Source organism: Kutzneria buriramensis (genome assembly GCF_003387475.1).
Lineage (GTDB): Bacteria > Actinomycetota > Actinomycetes > Mycobacteriales > Pseudonocardiaceae > Kutzneria > Kutzneria buriramensis.
Genome location: NZ_QUNO01000025.1, coordinates 1 through 17,838, shown reverse-complemented (window position 1 = coordinate 17,838; position 17,838 = coordinate 1). Strand labels below are relative to the sequence as shown.

The following is a 17,838-nucleotide window of genomic DNA, read 5'->3' as shown; positions in this document are numbered from 1 at the left end:
TGCCCTCGCAAGCTCGGTCACAGGCGGCCCTCGATCGAACGGGGCCGGGCCACGGCGATCACCACGATCGCCAGCACAACCAGCAGCAGCGACACCGCGACGGCGGCGTCCACGTCGGCCTGCGACTGCTCGTACACCAGCAGCGGCAGCGTCTGTGTGGTGCCTTCGAAGTTGCCGGCGAACGTGATCGTGGCGCCGAACTCGCCGAGCGCCCGGGCGAACGCCAGTACCAGCGAGGAACCCAGTGCCGGCAACAACAACGGCACGGTGACGCGCCGGAACACCGTCCAGGGCGCGGCCCCCAGCGTCGCGGCGACGGCCTCGTAGCGCTCGCCGGCGGTCCGCAGGGCACCCTCGAGCCCGATCACCAGGAACGGCATGGCGACAAACGTCTGGGCGATGATCACCGCGGCGGTGGTGAACGGCAGCCGCAGGTCGAACAAGGCCAGCACCTGACCGCCGAACCCGTTACGCCCCAACAGGTACAGCAGCGCCAGGCCGCCGACGACCGGCGGCAGCACCAACGGCAGCAGCACGATCGCCCGCAGCAGCCGCAGCCCCGGCAACCGCCCCCGGGCCAGCACGAGCGCGAGCGGGCCGCCGAGCAGCGCCGACAGCACGGTGGCGGCCGCGCCCGTCCGCACCGAGAGCCACAGGGCGTCCAGCGCGGCCGGGCTGGTCACCAGTTCCGGCAGCCGGCCCAGGTCGCTGCGCGTCACCAGTCCGATGACGGGCAGGACGACCAGGGCCAGCGCCAGCGCCGCCGGCACCCAGAGCAGGACCGGGACGGACCGTCTCACGGAATCTGGAAGCCGACCGCGCCGAGCTCCTTGCGGCCCGCGTCCCCGCGCACGAAGTCGATGAACTCCTTGGCCAGCGCGGCCTGCGGCGCGTTCTTCAGCACGGTGATCGGGTAGTCGTTGATCGCCTTGTCCGCCTCGGGGAACCCGATGCCCTTGACCTTGCCGCCGGCCGAGTTGACGTCGGTGATGTAGACCAGGCCGGCGTCGGCGTCACCGGACTCCACCTTGGACAGCACGCCGGTGACGGCGGTTTCCTTGCTGGCCGGGGTGATCGTCACGCCGGCGGCCTGCTCGACCTTCAACGCCGCCGCGCCGCACGGCACGGCGTCCGCGCACACCACCACGATGGTGCCGGGCTTGGCCAGGTCGGCGAAGCTGGCGATGTTCTTGGGGTTGTTCGGCGGGACCGCGATCTCCAGCTTGTTCCGCGCGAACAGCTGCGGCGTGCCGGCGTTGAGCCCGGCCTTGGTGATCTTGGTCATGTTGGCGGTGTCGGCCGAGGCGAACACGTCCGCGGCGGCGCCGTTGGTGATCTGCTGCACCAGCGTGGACGAGCCGTCGTAGGTGAGCTTCACCGTGACGCCCGGGTGCGCCGCCTCGAACTCGGTCTTGAGCTTGTTGAACGAGGTGGTGAGCGACGCCGCGGCGAGCACGGTGAGGGTACCGGACTCCTTGGGGGCCGAGCTGGCGGTCGACGACGAGCCCGCCGCCGACGACGCCCCACCACCGCACGCGGTCAGCAGCAGCGCGGTCGACCCGATGGCGACGACGAGTTTCCTCACGACATGCCTCCCGGCGTTTCGATGATCACCTGGGTGGACTTGACCACGGCCACCGCGAGCATGCCGGGGGTCAGGCCGAGCTCGCGGACCGCCTCGGTGCTCATCAGCGACACCACGCGGTGCGGCCCGCTCTGGATCTCCACCTGCGCCATCACCTTGTCCTCGACGATCTCGGTGACGAGGCCGACGAACCGGTTGCGGGCCGAGCGGCCCACCCCGGACGGGTCGGGCACGGCGCTGGCCTGGGCGCGCGCGAACGCGGCGAGCTCCGCGCCGTCGACGACCTTGCGGCCGGCGGCGTCGACGCCCGCGGTGAGCTGGCCGGAGTCCAGCCAGCGGCGCACCGTGTCGTCGCTCACGCCGAGCAGCACGGCCGCCTCGGAGACGCGGTAGGTGGGCGGGTCGGGTCGAGTCACCGGCCGAGCCTAACTCCGCTGGTGCGGCGAGAACAGACGAAAGAGCCCGCAGATGCGGATTCTCGACCCGATCGGTTCAGTCCTTGGCGGCGATCTTGGCGATCTCCGTGCGCATCTCGGCGACCACCTCGCTGCCGTACTCGTACAGCAGCTCCCGCTGCTCGGGCGTGTAGTGCGAGAGCACCCGGGCCATCATCTCGGTCAGCCCCTTGAACAGCACGCCGAACCGCTCCGGGTCCTGGTCGTTGAGGGTGACCTCGACCAGCACCTTGCGCCGGTCGTGCGGGTCGCGGACGCGCCGCACGTAGCCGGCCCGCTCCAGCCGGTCGATCACGCCGGTGACCGCGCCGGTGGACAGCCCCGACAGCTCGGCGATCCGGCCGGCGGTCATCGGCTGGCCGCCGCGGGCGGCCAGGTCCAGGCACTTGTGGTCGGTGGCGGACAGCCCCAGCTGCTCGGCGACGCGGGCATGGAACATCACCGTCACGAGGCTCGAGTCCCGGCCCAGCCAGGAGAACCGCTCCAGTTCCTCGTCGCCGACCGGGTAGACCGCCCTGGTCTCCGCCGCCTCCGACATCGCCACCACCTCAACCTGCTTACTTGCTAAGACACTTGGTCCACAAGACATCATAACCGCCGAACGCCAGTTCCGCGGCGGTCAAGATTAGGGCGTCCACCGACTACGCTGATCGTGATGGCACCCGTCGAGCTAGGCATCCCAGGCGTGCGGAGCACCCCTGACGTCTCGACGCGCCCCGATCTGCCGGGCCTGATCGACACCTACGGCCGCGTGGCCACCGACCTGCGCGTTTCGCTCACCGACCGATGCAATCTGCGGTGCACGTACTGCATGCCGGCCGAGGGGCTGGAGTGGCTGCCGGGGCAGGACCTGCTGACCGGCGCCGAACTGATCCGGCTGATCCGGGTCGCGGTGGACCGACTGGGCGTGCGCGAACTCCGGTTCACCGGCGGGGAACCGCTGCTGCGTAAGGATTTGGCGCAAATCCTCGCGGCTTCGGCGGAACTGCGCCCGCGGCCCCGCATGTCGTTGACGACCAACGCCGTGTCACTGGCCCGCAAGGCGCGGGGACTGGCGCTGGCCGGCCTGGACCGCATCAATGTGTCCCTCGACACACTTCGGCCGGACCGGTTCGCGGCGATCACCCGCCGGGACCGCCTCGACGACGTCTTCGCGGGCCTGGCCGCCGCGCACGAGGCCGGCCTCACGCCCGTGAAGGTCAACACCGTGCTGATGCGCGGCGTGAACGAGGACGAGGCGCCGGACCTGCTCCAGTTCTGCCTGGACCACGGCTACCAGCTGCGGTTCATCGAGCAGATGCCGCTGGACGCCCAGCACGAGTGGGACCGGGCGAAGATGATCACCGCCGAGGAGATCCTGGACCGCCTGAGCGCCCGCTTCACCCTGACGCCGGAGCCGGTGGCCCGCGGCGCCGCGCCGGCCGAGCGCTGGCTGGTCGACGGCGGCCCCGCCACCGTCGGCGTCATCGCCTCGGTGACCCGGCCGTTCTGCGCCGCCTGCGACCGGACCCGGCTGACCGCCGACGGCGCGCTGCGCACGTGCCTGTTCGCCACCACCGAGACCGACCTGCGCGGGCCGCTGCGCGCCGGGGCCTCCGACGAGGAACTGGCCCAGCTGTGGCGGGCCGCGATGTGGGGCAAGGCCAAGGGCCATGGCATCAACGACGACGGGTTCGCACAGCCGGACCGTCCGATGAGCGCGATCGGGGGCTGACCGCGTGGTGGTGACGATCCGCTACTTCGCCGGCGCCAAGGCGGCCGCCGGGGTCGGCGACGAGCAGCTGACGCTGCCGCCGGAGTCCACCGTGGACGATGCGCTGCGGCTGGTCCGGGACCGGCACGGGGAGGGATTCGCCCGCGTGCTCACGGCGTCCAGCCTGCTGCTGGACGGCGTTGCCGTGCGGGACACCACGATCCCGTTGGCCGGCGGGACAGAGCTCGACGTGCTCCCGCCCTTCGCCGGCGGTTAAGCGCGAGACCGGCTTAGGACGGGCTCGCCCCGGGCGGAACGCCCGGCGAAGACACCGCGGCGCGGATCCGTTCCGCCCAGGCCATGGCGTTGCCTTCGATGACCCGCAGCGCCTCGCGGTTCAGGGCGTCCGCGACCTCCGACTCGCCGCGGAACTTCCGCACCTTCGCCATCGCATGCAGGGACCAGGCGTTGCCGGTCGGGTTGCCGGCGTCCCGGTAGATCTCCCGGCACTGCATGGCGAACGTGTACGCGTCGGCCATGTCCTGGGTCCCGCCGCGAACGATCAGCAGGTGCGCCAGCAACAGCAGCGCGCGGGCCCGGTACAGCGGCAGCGGGGCGGCGAGCTCCAGGGCGCGGCGGCCGGTGGCCAGCGCCTCGTCGATGCGCCCGACGGGGATCATCGCCATCGAGGAGCCGATCAGCACCCACAGCCGGGTCCGCAGGTGCTGGATGTCGTCGATCATGGTCAGGGTCTCGTCGAAGCACCGCATGGCCTCGGCGAACCGGCCCGTCATGTGCAGGGTCAGCCCCAGCGTGCACAGGCTCATCGCCAGCGCCCGGCGGTTGCCGGTGCGGCGGGCGCTGTCCAGCGCCTCGCGGGCCAGCTCCAGGGCGGGCTCGACGCGGGCGGTCAGCTGGTACGCGTTGGCGAGCCGGTGCAGCACCTCCAGCCCGGCGTTGACCTCACCCAGCGCACGGAACATCGCCAGCGCGGTGGTGAGCTGCTCGATGGCCTCGGCCGGGTTGCCGCGTTCCAGGAGCGCGGCCCCGAGGCTGGCGACGCTGTGCGCCTCGCAGTGCCGCAGCCCGGCTTCCCGACACAGCTCGATGGACCGCCGGCAGTGCTCGATGGCCTCCCCGAGCCGGCCGAGCTCCAGCAGCACGAAGCCCATGTTGGCCTGCCCGATCACCTCTACGTCGCGCAGCCCGGACCGCTTGGCCAGCCCCAGCGCCTCGTCGAAGTAGGCCGCGGCCTCGTCGAACTGGCCCAGCTCGAGGTGCGAGTTGCCGGCGTTGTTCAGCGAGGCGGCAGCCCCGTCGTCGGCCCCGAGCTCGCGGAAGATGTCGGCGGCGGCGAGGAAGCTCTCGACCGCTTCCTCCTGGCGGTCCATGTTCCACTGCGCGGTGCCGAGGTTGAACAGCATGGCCGCCTCGCCGCGCCGGTCGCCGGCCCGCCGCGCGACGCTGACGGCGGTGGAGGCAGTGGCGAACCAGTCCACGTTGTACTGGTGGGCAAGGAAATACCCGCGCAGCGCATCGGCGAGGGCGACGGCGTGGTCGGACAGGTGGTGCCGGGCGGCGTAGCCGAAGGCGGCGATCAGGTTGAGGCGCTCGGCGTCCAGCCAGGCCAGCGCGTCGGTCTCGGTGACGAACTCGCGGCCCCGCTGCCGCCCGACGACCAGCCGCACGAGATCCCGGTACGCCATGTGCGCGGCCCCGATCGCGCCGGCCAGGTAGTGGTCGAGCAGCCGCTTGACGACGATGGCCCGCTCGGTGCGGGTGTTCTCCTCGTGCTCCCGCTGCGCCGCGTAGAGCCGGATCAGGTCGTGGAACTGGTACCGACCCGGCACCACCTGCTGCACGAGGTGCACGGCGGCGAGCTGGTCGAGCAGTTCGGCGGCGGCCTCGACGTCCGTCGCCAGCAGCGCCGCGGCGGCCGGCGGCGTGAAGTCCGGCCCCGGCACCAATCCCAGCAGGCAGAACAGTTCCCGGGCCCGCGGCTGCAACGTCGTATAGGAGAGGTCGAAGGCGGCGCGGACGGCGGCGCCCTCGTCGCCGGCGATGCTCAGCGCCGAGAGCCGGTTGCCGTTGCGCAGCTCGGCCACGTAGTCGGCGAGCCCGGACGGCGGCGACTTCGCCAGGTTCGCGGCGGCGATCCGCAGCGCCAGCGGCAGGTACGCGCACAGCCGCGCCAACTCCGTCGACTCGGGCAGGTCCTTGAGATCCGGCCCCAACACGGCGCTGAGCAGCTGTCGGGACTCGGCCGGCGTCAGCGGCTCCAGCAGCACGGGACTGGTGTCGAGGTCGGGCAGCCGGCTCCGGAGGTCGTTGCGGCTGGTCACGAGCACCGCGCAGCCCTCGGCCGGCGGCAGCAGCGGCCGGATCTGGTCGGCCGCGGCGGCGTTGTCCAGCACGATCAGGATCCGCTTGCCGTCGACCAGGGACCGGAACGCGGCCGCCTGATGATCCACATCGAGGGGGATCTGCTCCGGCGGGACACCCATCGCGCGCAGGAACCGCGACAGCACCTGGGCGGTGCTCAGCGCCGGGCCCAGGGCGTAGCCGCGGAGGTTGGCGTAGAGCTGGCCGTCGGGGAAGCGGGGCCGCAGCCGGTGCGCGAGATGCACGATGAACGCGGTCTTGCCGACGCCCGGCGGCCCCATCACGGTGACCGGTCCGTCCGGTGTGCCCGCTTCGAACCGGGCCACCAGCTCCTCGATCAGCTCCTCGCGGCCGACGAAGTCGGCGATGTCGGCCGGCAGCTGGGACGGCACGACCACCAGCCGGGTCGGGTCGGACGCGATGGGCGCGAGCAGCTCGGGGTCGTTGCGCAGCATCGCCTGGTGCAGGCGGCGCAGCGGCTCGCCGGGGTCGATGCCGAGCTCGTCGGCCAGGTAGCCGGCCACGCCCTGGTACGCCGCGAGCGCGTCGGCCTGCCGGCCACTGCGGTGCAGGGCCAGCATCAGCTGCCCCCAGAACGGCTCGCGCGCCGGGTGTTTCGCCGTAAGGGCCTGGAGTTCGGCGATCAGCGTCTGGTGCCGGCCGCGTTGCAGGTCGATGTCGATACGCCGTTCGAGCACCTGGAGGTGCTGCTCCACCAGCTGGGGAACCACGTTGCGCTGCAACGAATCCGACGGCACGTCGGCCAGCGGGGCGCCGCGCCACAGCTGGAGCGCCTCGTCCAGCGCGGCGGCGGCCGCGGTGAGGTCGCCGGCGTCGCCGGCGCGGGTGCCTTCGTCGGACAGCTCGCGGAACCGCTCCAGGTCCACCGATCCCGGCGGCACCTCGATGTAGTAGCCCTCCGGCGCGGTCCGCACCAGCGCCGGGTCGCCGAGGGTCTGCCGCAGCCGCAGCACGTACGTCTGGAGCGTGCCCCGGGCCCGCGCGGGCGGGTTCCCGGCCCACAGCCGCTCCACGAGCGCGTCCACCGGAACCACCCGGTTGGCCCGCAGCAGCAGGCTCGCCAGCAGGGCGCGGTGCTTGGCGGCCCGGATCGGCACCGACCGCCCGGCCAGGGAGACCTCGAGCGGGCCGAGGATGCGAAAGCGCACGTCAGCGGGCACGCCAGCCTCCTCTCGACCGTGCGGGCGTGGCTTCCAGCCTAGGAGCGTCCTTCGGCGGCCACTAGCGAAAAACGAACTTCCGGCACGTGATCGTCCAGTCTAGTTCGGTGACGGCAGGAGTCCCATGCCGGACAGCAGTGTCACGGCCTCCGCGTCGTGCACGCCGGCGGTGACCGGGTCCCCGGAAGCGCGGTACGCGTCGGACAAAAGCCGCAACGCGTGCGCCTCCCAGAGCCGCAGGCCCGTCTTGCGCAGCAGCGACACCGCCCGCTCGCCGAGGTCGACGGCCTCGTCGTGCTCGGCCCGTCGCAGATGGACGTGCGCCTGCGCGAGCAGCGCCCGCCCCTGGCACAGCCGGAGCTCATGGCGTCCGGTCAGCTCCACGGCCTCGACGGCGTGCTCGAGCGCCTGGCCGGCGTCGGTGACCGCGTACGCCAGCCCGATGAGCGCCTCCACCTCGCCGAACCGCAGGTCCTGCTGGCGGCTCAGACGCAACGACTCGTGGTAGTGCTCGATCGCCTCGGCGCCGCGGCCGCCGACGAACGCGACATCGCCGAGGGTGTTCAGGGCGTCGATCCTCGACCGGAACATGCTCGGCGAGGCGGCCAGCTCCAGCGCCGTCACCGCCATCCGGTCGGCCTCCTCCTGCCGGCCGAAGTCCAGCCGCACCAGCGCCATCGCGTTGAACAGCCCGGACTCGCTCTCCTGGTTGCCCAGCCGCCGGCTCAGCGCGACGCCGTGCCCGAAGTACTCCTCGACGGCCTCGAACCGGCCCATGTGCCGGGAGAAGTGCAGCAGGTTGTTCAGACAGGTCACCTCGCCGTGCTCGATGCCGAGCTCGGCGCAGATCGCCCGGGCGCGGGCCAGGTAGCCCAGGCCCTCCTCGGTCTCGCCGAGGCTGACCTGCACCAGGCCCAGGTTGAACAGCACCGGCGCCTGCCGGACCGGCGACCGGTCGGCCACGGCGATCTCCAGCGCGTCGGCGAACCGCGTGGCCGCACCGTCCATGTCGCCCATTTCGGACAGCGCGATGGCCAGGTTGGTCAGCGCCGAGTACTCGCCGATGCGCAGCCCGACCCGGCGGAACACCTCCAGCGCGCGGGCGTAGCTGTCGGCGGCCTCGGTGGCCCGGCCGCGGCTCCAGTCCAGCGCACCGCGGTTGTAGCGCATCGCGGCCTCGGCGACCTCGGCCCCGGCCTCGATCGCCGCCGCCAGGCCGGCCCGGGTCACCAGCTGCCACTCGGTGGCCAGCCGCTGGGCGTAGAAGAAGCCGCGCAGCGAGTCCACCAGCTGCCAGACGATCTCGCCGCCGGCCTGCTGGATCAACGGCACCAGGTTGGGCAGCTCGGTGGTCATCCACTCCAGCGCCTCGTCGCGGTCGCCGAACCGGTCCGGCCCGAGCCGCGGCGGCAGCGGCACCAGGCTCGGCACCTCCGGGCCCAGCAGCGCCGCCGCCTCCGCGACCGCTTGCAGGTAATAGGTGTGCAGGCGGCCCAGCGCCTGGTCCTCGGGCTCGGCCAGCGCCCTCTCGTGCGCGTAGACGCGGAGCAGGTCGTACGCCTGGTACCGGCCGGGCACCAGCTGCTGCACCAGGTTCGCCGTGGACAGCTGGTCGAGCAGCCGGCGGGCCCGCTCCGGCGGGCAGTCGGCCAGCGCGCCCATCGCCTCCGGCGTGAGGTCCTGGCACGGGGCGAGGCCGACCAGCCGGAACGCGCGTTTGGCCGGTTCCGCCAGCGCCTCATAGGAAAGGTCGAACGCGGCTCGGACGGTGACGGTCTCGTCCCCGTCGGCGGCGAGCGCGGCCAGCCGGTTGCCCTCGCGGAGCCGGCCGAGCTGGTCGGCCAGCCGGGGCTGGCCGTCGCCGATCATGTTCGCGGCGGCGATCCGCAGCGCCAGTGGGAGATGCGTGCACAGCTCGGCCAGTTCGGCGGCGGCCGCCGGCTCGACCCGGACCGTCTCGGGACCGAGCAGCCGTTGCAGCAACGTGTTCGACTCGTCCGGGGTGAGGCCGCCGACGTGCACGCGGCTCGCGCCGGGCTGCTCGACCAGCCCGAGCAGCGCGTCCCGGCTCGTGATCAGCACCGCGCAGCCGGGGTCGGCGGGCAGCAGCGCCCGGACCTGCCCGGGCCGGGCGGCGTTGTCCAGCACGATGAGCATTCGTTTGCCGGCCAACAGGGATCGCAGCGTCGCCGACTGCTCGTCGATCTCGGTGGGCACCTCGTCGACCGCGACGCCGAGCGCCCGCAGGAACCGGGCCAGCACCTGGTCTGGGCCGAGCGCAGGGCCGCGGGCGTGGCCGCGGAGGTCCACGAACAGCTGGCCGTCGGGGAACCGGGTGCGCAGCCGGTGCGCGACATGCACGGCCAGCGCGGTCTTTCCGGTGCCGGGCGGGCCGGTCAGCACCACCACCGGCGTCGCCGCCGGCTTGCGCACGGGGGCGAGCCGCTCGGCGATCTCCGCCGCGGCGGCGTCCCGCCCGACGAAGTTGATCACCTCGGGCGGCAGCTGCGCCGGCACGGAAGCCTTGGCGCCCAAGGGAGACCGCAGGCTCGGATGGTCCGACAGCACGGCCTGGTGCACGCGCAGCAGTTCGGCTCCGGGGTCCATGCCGAGCTCGCCGGTGAGGTACTCGTGCACCTCTCTATATACGTGCAGTGCGTCGGCGCGCCGGCCGGCGCGGTAGAGGGCGACCATCAGCTGCGCCCAGACCTGTTCCCGAGCGGGGTTCGCATCGGCCAGTTCGCGCAGCTCGGCCAGCAGCTCCTCGTGCCGGCCGAGGGTGAGCCCGGCGTCGATGCGCCGCTCGCGGGCGTCCAGCCGCTCCGCGTCGAGGCGGTTGATCTCGTTGTGCCGCAATGGATCCAGCGGCAGGCCGGCGAGCACCGGGCCGCGCCAGAGCGCCAGCGCCTCGGTCAGCAGGGACCACACCACCGGCGGGTCCTCGGCGGCGCGGGCGGCGGTGAGCAGTTCGCGGAACCGGACGGCGTCGAGGGCGGCCGCCGGGACCTGGACCGCGTAACCGTCCTGGGCGGTGCGCAGCATGCAGGCCGGGCCGAGCTGCTGACGCAGGCGCATCACGTAGGTGCGGAGCGTGTTGCGGGCGCCGGCCGGCGGCCGCTCGCCCCACAGCACGTCGATCAGCTCCGCCGCCGAGACCGCGTGGTTGGCCCGGAGCAGCAGCGCGCCGAGCAGCAGCCGCTGCTTGGCCGCCGGCAGCGGGCGCGGCGCACCGTCGACGAGGACCTCCAGCGGGCCGAGCACCCGGAAGTCGATCTCGGCCGGCATGCCTCACCCTCCCCCCGTCGACCGTCCGTGTCCGAGGTGAGCCTAGCGGGCCCCGACCCAACTCTGTATCGATACAGTCACGGCGGCGCAAGGGGATTCCGGGCAATTTTACGGTTGCGCCAACCCCTTTGCTTTTGGCCTAAACCACGTGACCCACACCTCACGTTAGGTGATCGATCTCGACTTGGAAACGGCCAGATAACGACGCTCTGACCTGCACAAACAAGGCCGATCGAGGCGGGTTGCGTCGCGTTACTGTGATGACGGTCACACACTGGAGCATTTGGCGATCCCGCCGGGGTTACGTACGGTCGCTATTCGGTCGGACCCGAACCGACCGGCAGTACCCGGAGGACCGAAGCGCCAAACCCTGTTCGGCGGTCCCCCGGAACCAAACCCCGAGCGAAGGACAACTACCGAACAGGGGCGGGGGAACCACCCCTGGGCGCCCGAGAACCGCCCAGCGGGATGTGCAACACCGGTACCCATGCCGGCCGAGAAGGTGCGCACACGTGCGCCCTGAGCCGGTGAGCTCGTGACGCAGGCGCTGTAGGCGAGAGGTCAATGAGTTCTTACCGTGGCAAGCACCGTCAGCAGTCCCACGTCGCTCGTACCGTGACCCAGGTTGCCCTGGCCGGTGCGATTGTCGCCGCCCCGATGGCGATCGCGGCCGGAACCGCCAACGCGGCCACCATGGACTGGGACGCGGTCGCCAACTGCGAGAGCAGCGGCAACTGGGCCATCAACACGGGCAACGGGTTCTACGGCGGTCTTCAGTTCACCGCGAGCACCTGGGCCGCCTACGGCGGCACCGCGTACGCGCCGCAGGCCAACCTGGCCAGCCGCGACGCGCAGATCGCCGTCGCCGAGCGCGTGCTCGCCTCCCAGGGCCCCAACGCCTGGCCGGTGTGCTCCAAGCGCGGCCTCGGCGGCACCACCAGCGGCGTCGGCGCCGCTGTCCCGGCGGCCCCGAAGGCGGCGGCCCCGAAGGCCGTCACCCCGCGCAAGGCCGCCCCGGTGGCCCCGCAGGCCCCGTACCAGGCCCCGAAGCTGGACGGCAACGGTGACTACACCGTCGTCGCCGGTGACACCCTGTCCACCCTCGTGGACAAGCTGCACCTCACCGGCACCTGGCAGGACCTGTACAACAAGAACAAGGACGTCATCGGCAGCAACCCCGACCTCATCCTGGTCGGCCAGAAGCTGACCACCAAGTGACGCCTTAGGTACCAAAAACCTAGATGGGCGGAGCCATAACCGGCTCCGCCCATCAGGCATGTTCGTGCCCCCGCGAGTCACGTTCTCGTGCCAGCGAGTCCCGTCCTCGGGCCAACAGCAAAAAGCACCACGCTGGAAATGGCCCGAGGGCGGGACTCGCTTGCGTCACGAGAACGTGACTCGCGCCTTTGCAGCGCACCCCCAGTACCCACTGCCCCCAACACAACTCGAGGAACCATCCGCACAGCCCGCCGCCCCCGGCCGGGTTCAGGGACAGTTCACCCACTCATCGGTGCCGTCCACAAACACCTGCCGCTTCCACACCGGCAGCTTCGCCTTCACCTCATCAACCAGCTCGGCGCACACCACGAAGGCCTCGCGCCGATGCGCAGCCGACACGGCACAGGCGAGCGCAACATCCCCAATAGCCAGATGCCCCAACCGGTGGCTCACCGCCAGCGCCCGCACCTCCGGATGCCGCGCCGCAACCTCCGCCGCCACCTCGGCAATCACATCCTTGGCACTGGGATGCCCCGAGTACTCGAGCTCGACAACCCCACGCCCATGATCGTGATCCCGGACCACACCTTCAAACGTGACAACCGCTCCGGCCGTGCGATCCGAAACCAACGCCGCATGCTCCGCAGCCGAAACCGGCGTCTCACTGATCTCGGCGCGAAGAACGACGGCTGAGGAGGAAAGAGCCTCCTCAGGCGCAGCCTGAAGCGAAGACTGCTCAACCGCCTGCACGTGGTCTCCCCCACCCAACTGATCCACGGCGTGATCCAACACGCCGGCCAACACCGACAAGCCGTCCTTCACGCCCCCGGTCGACCCCGGCAGATTCACCACCAACGTCCGCCCCGCCACCCCGGACAATCCCCTGGACAGCACCGCCGTCGGCACCTTCGGCAAACCAGCCGCCCGAACGGCGTCAGCGATGCCTGGAATCTCGTAGTCCAGCACCGACCGCGTCGCCTCAGGCGTCCGATCCGTCGGCGTCACCCCAGTCCCCCCAGTGGTCAACACCACCGCGACGCCGTCAGCAACAGCCGCCCGCAACGCAACAGCCACCGGATCCCCATCCGGCACGACCACAGGCTCAGGAACCTCAAACCCCCGCTCCCGCAGCCAGTCCACGATCACCGGCCCGGTCCGATCCGGATAAACCCCCGCCGCCGCCCGATTCGACGCCACGACAACCCGCGCGAACTTGCTCATCGGTCCTCCGGTCGAACCCAGCTACCCGTCTTCCCACCGTCCTTGCGCTCGACCCGCACCGCATCGAGCACCGCCGCCGGATCCACCGCCTTGACCATGTCGTGCAGCGTCAACCCCGCCACCGCAACGGCAGTCAGCGCCTCCATCTCCACCCCGGTCCGATCCGTGGTCTTGACGGTCGCCGAAATCCGCACCGAATCCTCACCGAGGTCCAGCTCCACCTTCACGCCCGTCAAGGCGATCGGATGGCACAGCGGCACCAGATCCGGCGTGCGCTTCGCGCCCATGATTCCCGCGATCCGCGCGGTCGCCAGCGCGTCGCCCTTGGGCAGCCCGTCCCGCCGCAGCAGGCCGACCACCTCGGCCGTCGTACGCAGCACCCCGGTCGCAACGGCGACCCGGGCGCTGACGTCCTTCGCGGAGACGTCGACCATCCTGGCCGCGCCGGCGGAATCGACGTGACTCAGCTCGCTCACGGGAACGAGCCTAGTTCGCCTGTGCCGCGTTCTTCACGGCCTCTGCCACCGCCGGGGCGACCGCGTTGTCGAACACGCTGGGCACGATGAACGAGGCGTTGAGCCGCTCCGGCTCCACCACATCCGCGATCGCGTTCGCCGCGGCCACCAGCATCGCGTCCGTAATAGAGGTGGCGTGCGCGTCCAACAGGCCGCGGAAGACACCCGGGAACGCCAGCACGTTGTTGATCTGGTTCGGGTAGTCGCTACGACCCGTCGCCACGATCGCCGCGTGCTGCTGCGCCTCGACCGGGTCGATCTCCGGGTCCGGGTTGGCCAGCGCGAACACGATGGCGTCGGAGCTCATCGTGGCGACCTGCGCCGCGCCGAACAGGTTGGGCGCGGAGACGCCGATGAACACGTCCGCCCCGACCAGCGCGTCGTGCAGCGTGCCGGCCTTGCCCTCCACGTTGGTGGACGCCGCGATCTGCTCCAGGTTGGAATCAAGGTTGTCGCGCTTGGGGTGCACGATGCCGTGGATGTCGACGGCCAGGATGTCGCCGGGCTTCTGGTGCTGGAGCAGCCGGATGATGGCCGAGCCGGCGGCGCCGACGCCGCACACCACGACCTTGCACTTGGTGATGTCCTTGCCGACCACCCGCAGCGCGTTGCGCAGCGCGCCGACGACCACGATGGCGGTGCCGTGCTGGTCGTCGTGGAAGACGGGGATGTCGAGCTTCTCGCGCAGCCGGGCCTCGATCTCGAAGCAGCGCGGCGCGGCGATGTCCTCCAGGTTGATGCCGCCGTAGACCGGCGCGATGAGCTCGACCGCGCGGATGATCTCCTCGGTGTCCTGGGTGTCCAGGCACACCGGCCAGGCGTCGACGCCGGCGAACTTCTTGAACAGCGCGGCCTTGCCCTCCATCACCGGCAGCGCCGCGGCCGGGCCGATGTTGCCCAGGCCGAGCACGGCCGTGCCGTCGGTGACGACGGCGACGGTGTTGCGCTTGATGGTGAGCCGGCGGGCGTCCTCGGGGTTGGCGGCGATGGCCTGGCAGATGCGCGCGACGCCGGGCGTGTAGGCGCGGGAGAGGTCGTCACGGTTGCGCAGCGCGACCTTGGAGGTGACCTCGATCTTGCCGCCGAGGTGGACCAGGAATGTGCGGTCGGACACCTTTCGGACGCGAACACCCGGAAGCGCGTCGAGCCCGTCGGTGATGTCCTTCGCGTGATTGGCCGACATCGCGTTGCAGGTGATGTCGAACACGACCCGGTCGGCGTGCGACTCGACGACGTCGAACGCCGTGATCACACCCCCGACCCGGCCGACGGCGCTGGTCAGGTCGCCGGCGGCGCTCGCCGTGGGCGGCGCCTCGACCCGAATGGTGATCGAATATCCGGGTCCGGGGACCGGCATGGCTTTCCTCCAGGTTCGACGCGGCCGACGGCCGATGAAACGAGCCTAAACCGCGTCGAATTCCGGAACGTCTACGACTCGAAAAGCCTCAGCGGTTGATCTCGGTGACCGGGTGCGTGTACGGCAGCGACTCCGGGTCGACCGGGAAAGTCACGTCACCGAACGGGGACAGCGCGCCCTGCACGTCGGTGGCCAGCTCGCTGACCGGGTGCTTCTCACCCTCGATGTGCGGCCACGCCGGGTCGATGCGCGCGGAGCGGTCCTTCGCCACGGTTCCTCCTCGATCGGGACGGTCCTACATGCACAGTGTGCCCGACGCCGCCCGAACGGCACATCCAGCGTGCCGCCCGGCTAACGTGGTGCATGATGGCCGGCCCCTCACTCGCGGATTGGTTCCGCGCGCTGGACGACGACGCGCTCGTCGCGCTGCTGCGCGCCCGCCCCGACCTGGCGACCCCGGCGCCCGCGGACAGCACCGTGCTGGCGACCCGGGCGGGCATCCGCGCCTCGGTGGCCCGCGCCTGCGAGGACCTGGACACCTTCACCCTCACCGTGCTGGAAGCCCTGCTCGTGCTGGACGCCGACACCGCACCGGTCTCGGTCCGCGAGGTGGCCAAGCTGCTGACCGCGGACGCGACCCTGACCCGGGTGGCCGGCGCGGTCGCGGCGCTGCGGGCCCGCGCGATCGTGTGGGGCGAGGACGGCGCGGTCTCGGCCGTGCCGGCGGCGCGCGAGGTGGCCCCGCCGTTCCCGGGCGGCCTCGGCCGCTCGTTACCCCACCTGGTCGGCAAGGACCTGACCGAGACGCTGACCGGCCTGGCCGAGCCCGAGCGGCGGCTGCTGACGGCGCTGTCCGGCGAGTCGCCGATCGGCCTGACCCGCGACGCCGCTGTGGTGGTGCCGCTGGAGCGCGCGACCACGCCGACGCAGCGGCTGCTGGCGATGGGGCTGCTCGCCCGCCGCGACCACGAGACGGTGGAGCTGCCGCGCGAGGTCGGCATGGCGGTCCGCGGCCGCCGTCCACTCGGGACGGTCCAGGTCAAGGAGCCAAGCCTCACAACGATTGCGCGCAGTCAGTCCGTTGTGGACACGACCGCCGCCGGCGAGGCGTTGGAGCTGGTCAGGCACGTCGAGGCGCTGCTGCGGCTGTGGTCGGAGGAGCCCGCGCCGGTGCTGCGCTCCGGCGGCCTGGGCGTGCGCGAGGTGCGCCGGATCGCCAAGGCGCTGGAGGTCGACGAGGCCCGCGCCGGCCTGCTGGCGGAGCTGGTGGTCGGCGCCGGGCTGGTCGGCGACAGCGAGGGCGTGGAGCCGGAGTGGGTGCCGACGACGCTGACCGACGGCTGGCTGGTCGCCGCGCCGGAGCAGCGGTGGGCGACGCTCGCCGCCTCGTGGCTGGAGCTGCCGCGGCTGCCCGCGCTGATCGGCACCCGTGACGAACGTGACAAGGCCATCGGCCCGTTGACCGACGATCTGCGCCGGCCGCTGGCCCCGCGCGAGCGTCGGCGGGTGTTGGAGGCGCTGGCCGAGCTGCCGGCGGGCACGTCCGCCCCGAACGCCGACGAGGTGGCGGCGCTGCTGGCGTGGCGGGCCCCGCGCCGGGGCGGGAAGCTGCGCGACGACGTCGTGCGCTGGACGTACGCGGAGGCGGCGGCGCTGGGCGTGATGGCGCTGGGCGCGGTCACCTCGGCGACGCGGGCGCTGCTGGCCGAGGGGCCGGCGATGGCCGCCAAGCGGATGGCCGACGCGATGCCGGAGCCGCTTGACCACGTCCTCGTGCAGGCCGACCTGACGGTGGTCGCACCCGGGCCACTGGAACCGCTGCTGGCGGCCGAGATGGCGCTGGTGGCGGACGTCGAGTCGGCCGGCGGCGCGACCGTGTACCGGGTGAGCGAGGCGTCGGTGCGGCGCGCGCTGGACGGCGGCCGCACCGCCGATGAGCTGCACGAACTGTTCCGCAGCCGGTCGCGGACGCCGGTGCCGCAGTCGTTGACGTACATGATCGACGACGTGGCCCGGCGGCACGGGCGGCTGCGTGGCGGCGCGGCCGGCTCGTTCCTGCGCTGCGACGACGCGGTGCTGATCACCGAGGTGCTGGCCAATCCGGCGGCGGCCCGGCTGGAGCTGCGTCGCATCGCGCCGACGGTGCTGGTCAGCCCGCTGCCGCTGATCGAGGTCCTGGACGAGCTGCGCACCGCCGGCTTCGCGCCGGCCGCCGAGAGCGCCGATGGCTCGGTGCTGGACCTGCGGCCCCCGGGCCGCCGGATCCCGGCCAAGGCCCGGGTGGCGCGGCGGGGACAGGCCCCCGGCCAGGTCGGCGACGACCAGCTCGGCGCGCTCGTCGACCAGCTACGGGCCGGCGACCGGGCGGCCGCGACCCCGCGCGGCACCGCCGTGGCCGCGACGCTCGAGCTGCTGCGGGCGGCCGCGAGCGAGGGACGCAGCGTGTGGCTGGGTTTCGTCGACTCGCGAGGGGTGGCGACCCAGCGGGTCATCACGCCGGTGAGTGTCGCCGGCGGCATCCTGGAGGGCGTCGACGGCGGCGAGATCCGCCGCTACCCGGTGCACCTGATCACGTCGGCGGCACTGGTCGAGACGCCGTAACGAGACGCGAGGTCGCGCCGGTCTCTGGACCGCAGGCTCAGCTCGATCGATGCCCGCGCGGAACGCGCAAATCAGACACTGGTCATCGATCGAGCTGAGACAAGGGAAGAGACCGGTCACGAGCGACCTCGCCCCGCGCGGAACGCGCGGCAAAACACTGTAGATCTACTAGCCGGCGCGGACCGACATCCACTTGCGCATCGAGTGCTCGACCAGCGTGATCAGCGTCTGCTTGGTCGACTCCCGGTTACGCGCGTCACACGTCACGATCGGCACCGACTGATCGATCGTCAACGCCTCCCGCACATCGTCGATCCGATGGTGCAGCATCCCGTCGAAACAGTT

14 protein-coding genes and 1 pseudogene are annotated in these 17,838 nt (G+C 71.9%); 4 read left to right on the top strand and 11 right to left on the bottom strand.

All coding sequences use genetic code 11. The annotated features are described in order from the left end of the window. Nucleotides 1-17: 17 nt before the first annotated feature. The 4 genes from BCF44_RS47885 to BCF44_RS47870 form a co-directional block, all read right to left on the bottom strand. A complete protein-coding gene (locus tag BCF44_RS47885) occupies nt 18-800 on the bottom strand; it encodes an ABC transporter permease (RefSeq protein WP_246016240.1) in 783 nt (260 codons plus the stop codon). After that, entirely contained in the window at nt 797-1,585 is a 789-nt protein-coding gene (gene modA / locus BCF44_RS47880; protein ID WP_116181243.1) for a molybdate ABC transporter substrate-binding protein, read from the bottom strand. The genes BCF44_RS47885 and modA overlap by 4 nt, the downstream gene beginning before the upstream one ends. Then, nucleotides 1,582-2,001 (bottom strand): TOBE domain-containing protein, encoded by a 420-nt coding sequence (locus BCF44_RS47875; RefSeq protein WP_116181242.1) that lies wholly within the window; start codon nt 1,999-2,001, stop codon nt 1,582-1,584. The genes modA and BCF44_RS47875 overlap by 4 nt, the downstream gene beginning before the upstream one ends. 76 nt (nt 2,002-2,077) lie before the next feature. Further along, nucleotides 2,078-2,578 (bottom strand): MarR family winged helix-turn-helix transcriptional regulator, encoded by a 501-nt coding sequence (locus BCF44_RS47870; RefSeq protein ID WP_116181334.1) that lies wholly within the window; start codon nt 2,576-2,578, stop codon nt 2,078-2,080. A 117-nt stretch (nt 2,579-2,695) separates the two neighbouring features. Between BCF44_RS47870 and moaA the strand changes: the two genes are divergently transcribed. Both moaA and BCF44_RS47860 read left to right on the top strand, forming a co-directional pair. Then, nucleotides 2,696-3,754, top strand: coding sequence for a GTP 3',8-cyclase MoaA (moaA, locus tag BCF44_RS47865; RefSeq protein ID WP_116181241.1), 1,059 nt, complete (start codon nt 2,696-2,698; stop codon nt 3,752-3,754). Between the two features lie 4 nt (nt 3,755-3,758). After that, on the top strand, nt 3,759-4,010 hold the full coding sequence (locus tag BCF44_RS47860) for a MoaD/ThiS family protein (RefSeq protein WP_116181240.1): 252 nt from the start codon (nt 3,759-3,761) through the stop codon (nt 4,008-4,010). A 13-nt stretch (nt 4,011-4,023) separates the two neighbouring features. On the opposite strand, the gene BCF44_RS47855 is transcribed toward BCF44_RS47860, so the two are convergent. Continuing rightward, nucleotides 4,024-7,296 carry an AfsR/SARP family transcriptional regulator gene (locus BCF44_RS47855; protein WP_116181239.1) on the bottom strand — a complete coding sequence of 1,091 codons (3,273 nt, stop codon included), beginning with the start codon at nt 7,294-7,296 and terminating at the stop codon, nt 4,024-4,026. 99 nt (nt 7,297-7,395) lie between these two features. Then, complete coding sequence (locus tag BCF44_RS47850) at nt 7,396-10,581, bottom strand: AfsR/SARP family transcriptional regulator (protein ID WP_116181238.1); 3,186 nt, start codon at nt 10,579-10,581, stop codon at nt 7,396-7,398. Nucleotides 10,582-11,145: 564 nt separating this feature from the next. Here BCF44_RS47850 and BCF44_RS47845 point away from each other — a divergent pair. After that, a complete protein-coding gene (locus BCF44_RS47845; protein WP_116181237.1) occupies nt 11,146-11,799 on the top strand; it encodes a LysM peptidoglycan-binding domain-containing protein in 654 nt (217 codons plus the stop codon). Between the two features lie 267 nt (nt 11,800-12,066). On the opposite strand, the gene BCF44_RS47840 is transcribed toward BCF44_RS47845, so the two are convergent. The 4 genes from BCF44_RS47840 to BCF44_RS47825 all read right to left on the bottom strand — a co-directional run bounded on the left by BCF44_RS47840 (nt 12,067) and on the right by BCF44_RS47825 (nt 15,163). Next, nucleotides 12,067-13,020: a molybdenum cofactor biosynthesis protein MoaE gene (locus BCF44_RS47840; RefSeq protein ID WP_116181236.1), complete on the bottom strand. Its 954-nt coding sequence runs from the start codon at nt 13,018-13,020 to the stop codon at nt 12,067-12,069. Further along, nucleotides 13,017-13,496 (bottom strand): cyclic pyranopterin monophosphate synthase MoaC, encoded by a 480-nt coding sequence (moaC, locus tag BCF44_RS47835; RefSeq protein ID WP_211353582.1) that lies wholly within the window; start codon nt 13,494-13,496, stop codon nt 13,017-13,019. The genes BCF44_RS47840 and moaC overlap by 4 nt, the downstream gene beginning before the upstream one ends. Before the next feature lie 10 nt (nt 13,497-13,506). Further along, on the bottom strand, nt 13,507-14,892 hold the full coding sequence (locus BCF44_RS47830; RefSeq protein WP_116181235.1) for an NAD-dependent malic enzyme: 1,386 nt from the start codon (nt 14,890-14,892) through the stop codon (nt 13,507-13,509). 88 nt (nt 14,893-14,980) lie between these two features. Then, nucleotides 14,981-15,163, bottom strand: a complete 183-nt coding sequence (locus BCF44_RS47825) for a hypothetical protein (protein WP_116181234.1) — start codon at nt 15,161-15,163, stop codon at nt 14,981-14,983. Between the two features lie 95 nt (nt 15,164-15,258). Here BCF44_RS47825 and BCF44_RS47820 point away from each other — a divergent pair, with 95 nt between their 5' ends. Next, complete coding sequence (locus BCF44_RS47820; RefSeq protein WP_116181332.1) at nt 15,259-17,493, top strand: helicase-associated domain-containing protein; 2,235 nt, start codon at nt 15,259-15,261, stop codon at nt 17,491-17,493. Between the two features lie 168 nt (nt 17,494-17,661). Here BCF44_RS47820 and BCF44_RS58250 read toward each other — a convergent pair. After that, a pseudogene (locus BCF44_RS58250) lies at nt 17,662-17,838 on the bottom strand (ATP-binding protein); the annotation flags it as partial.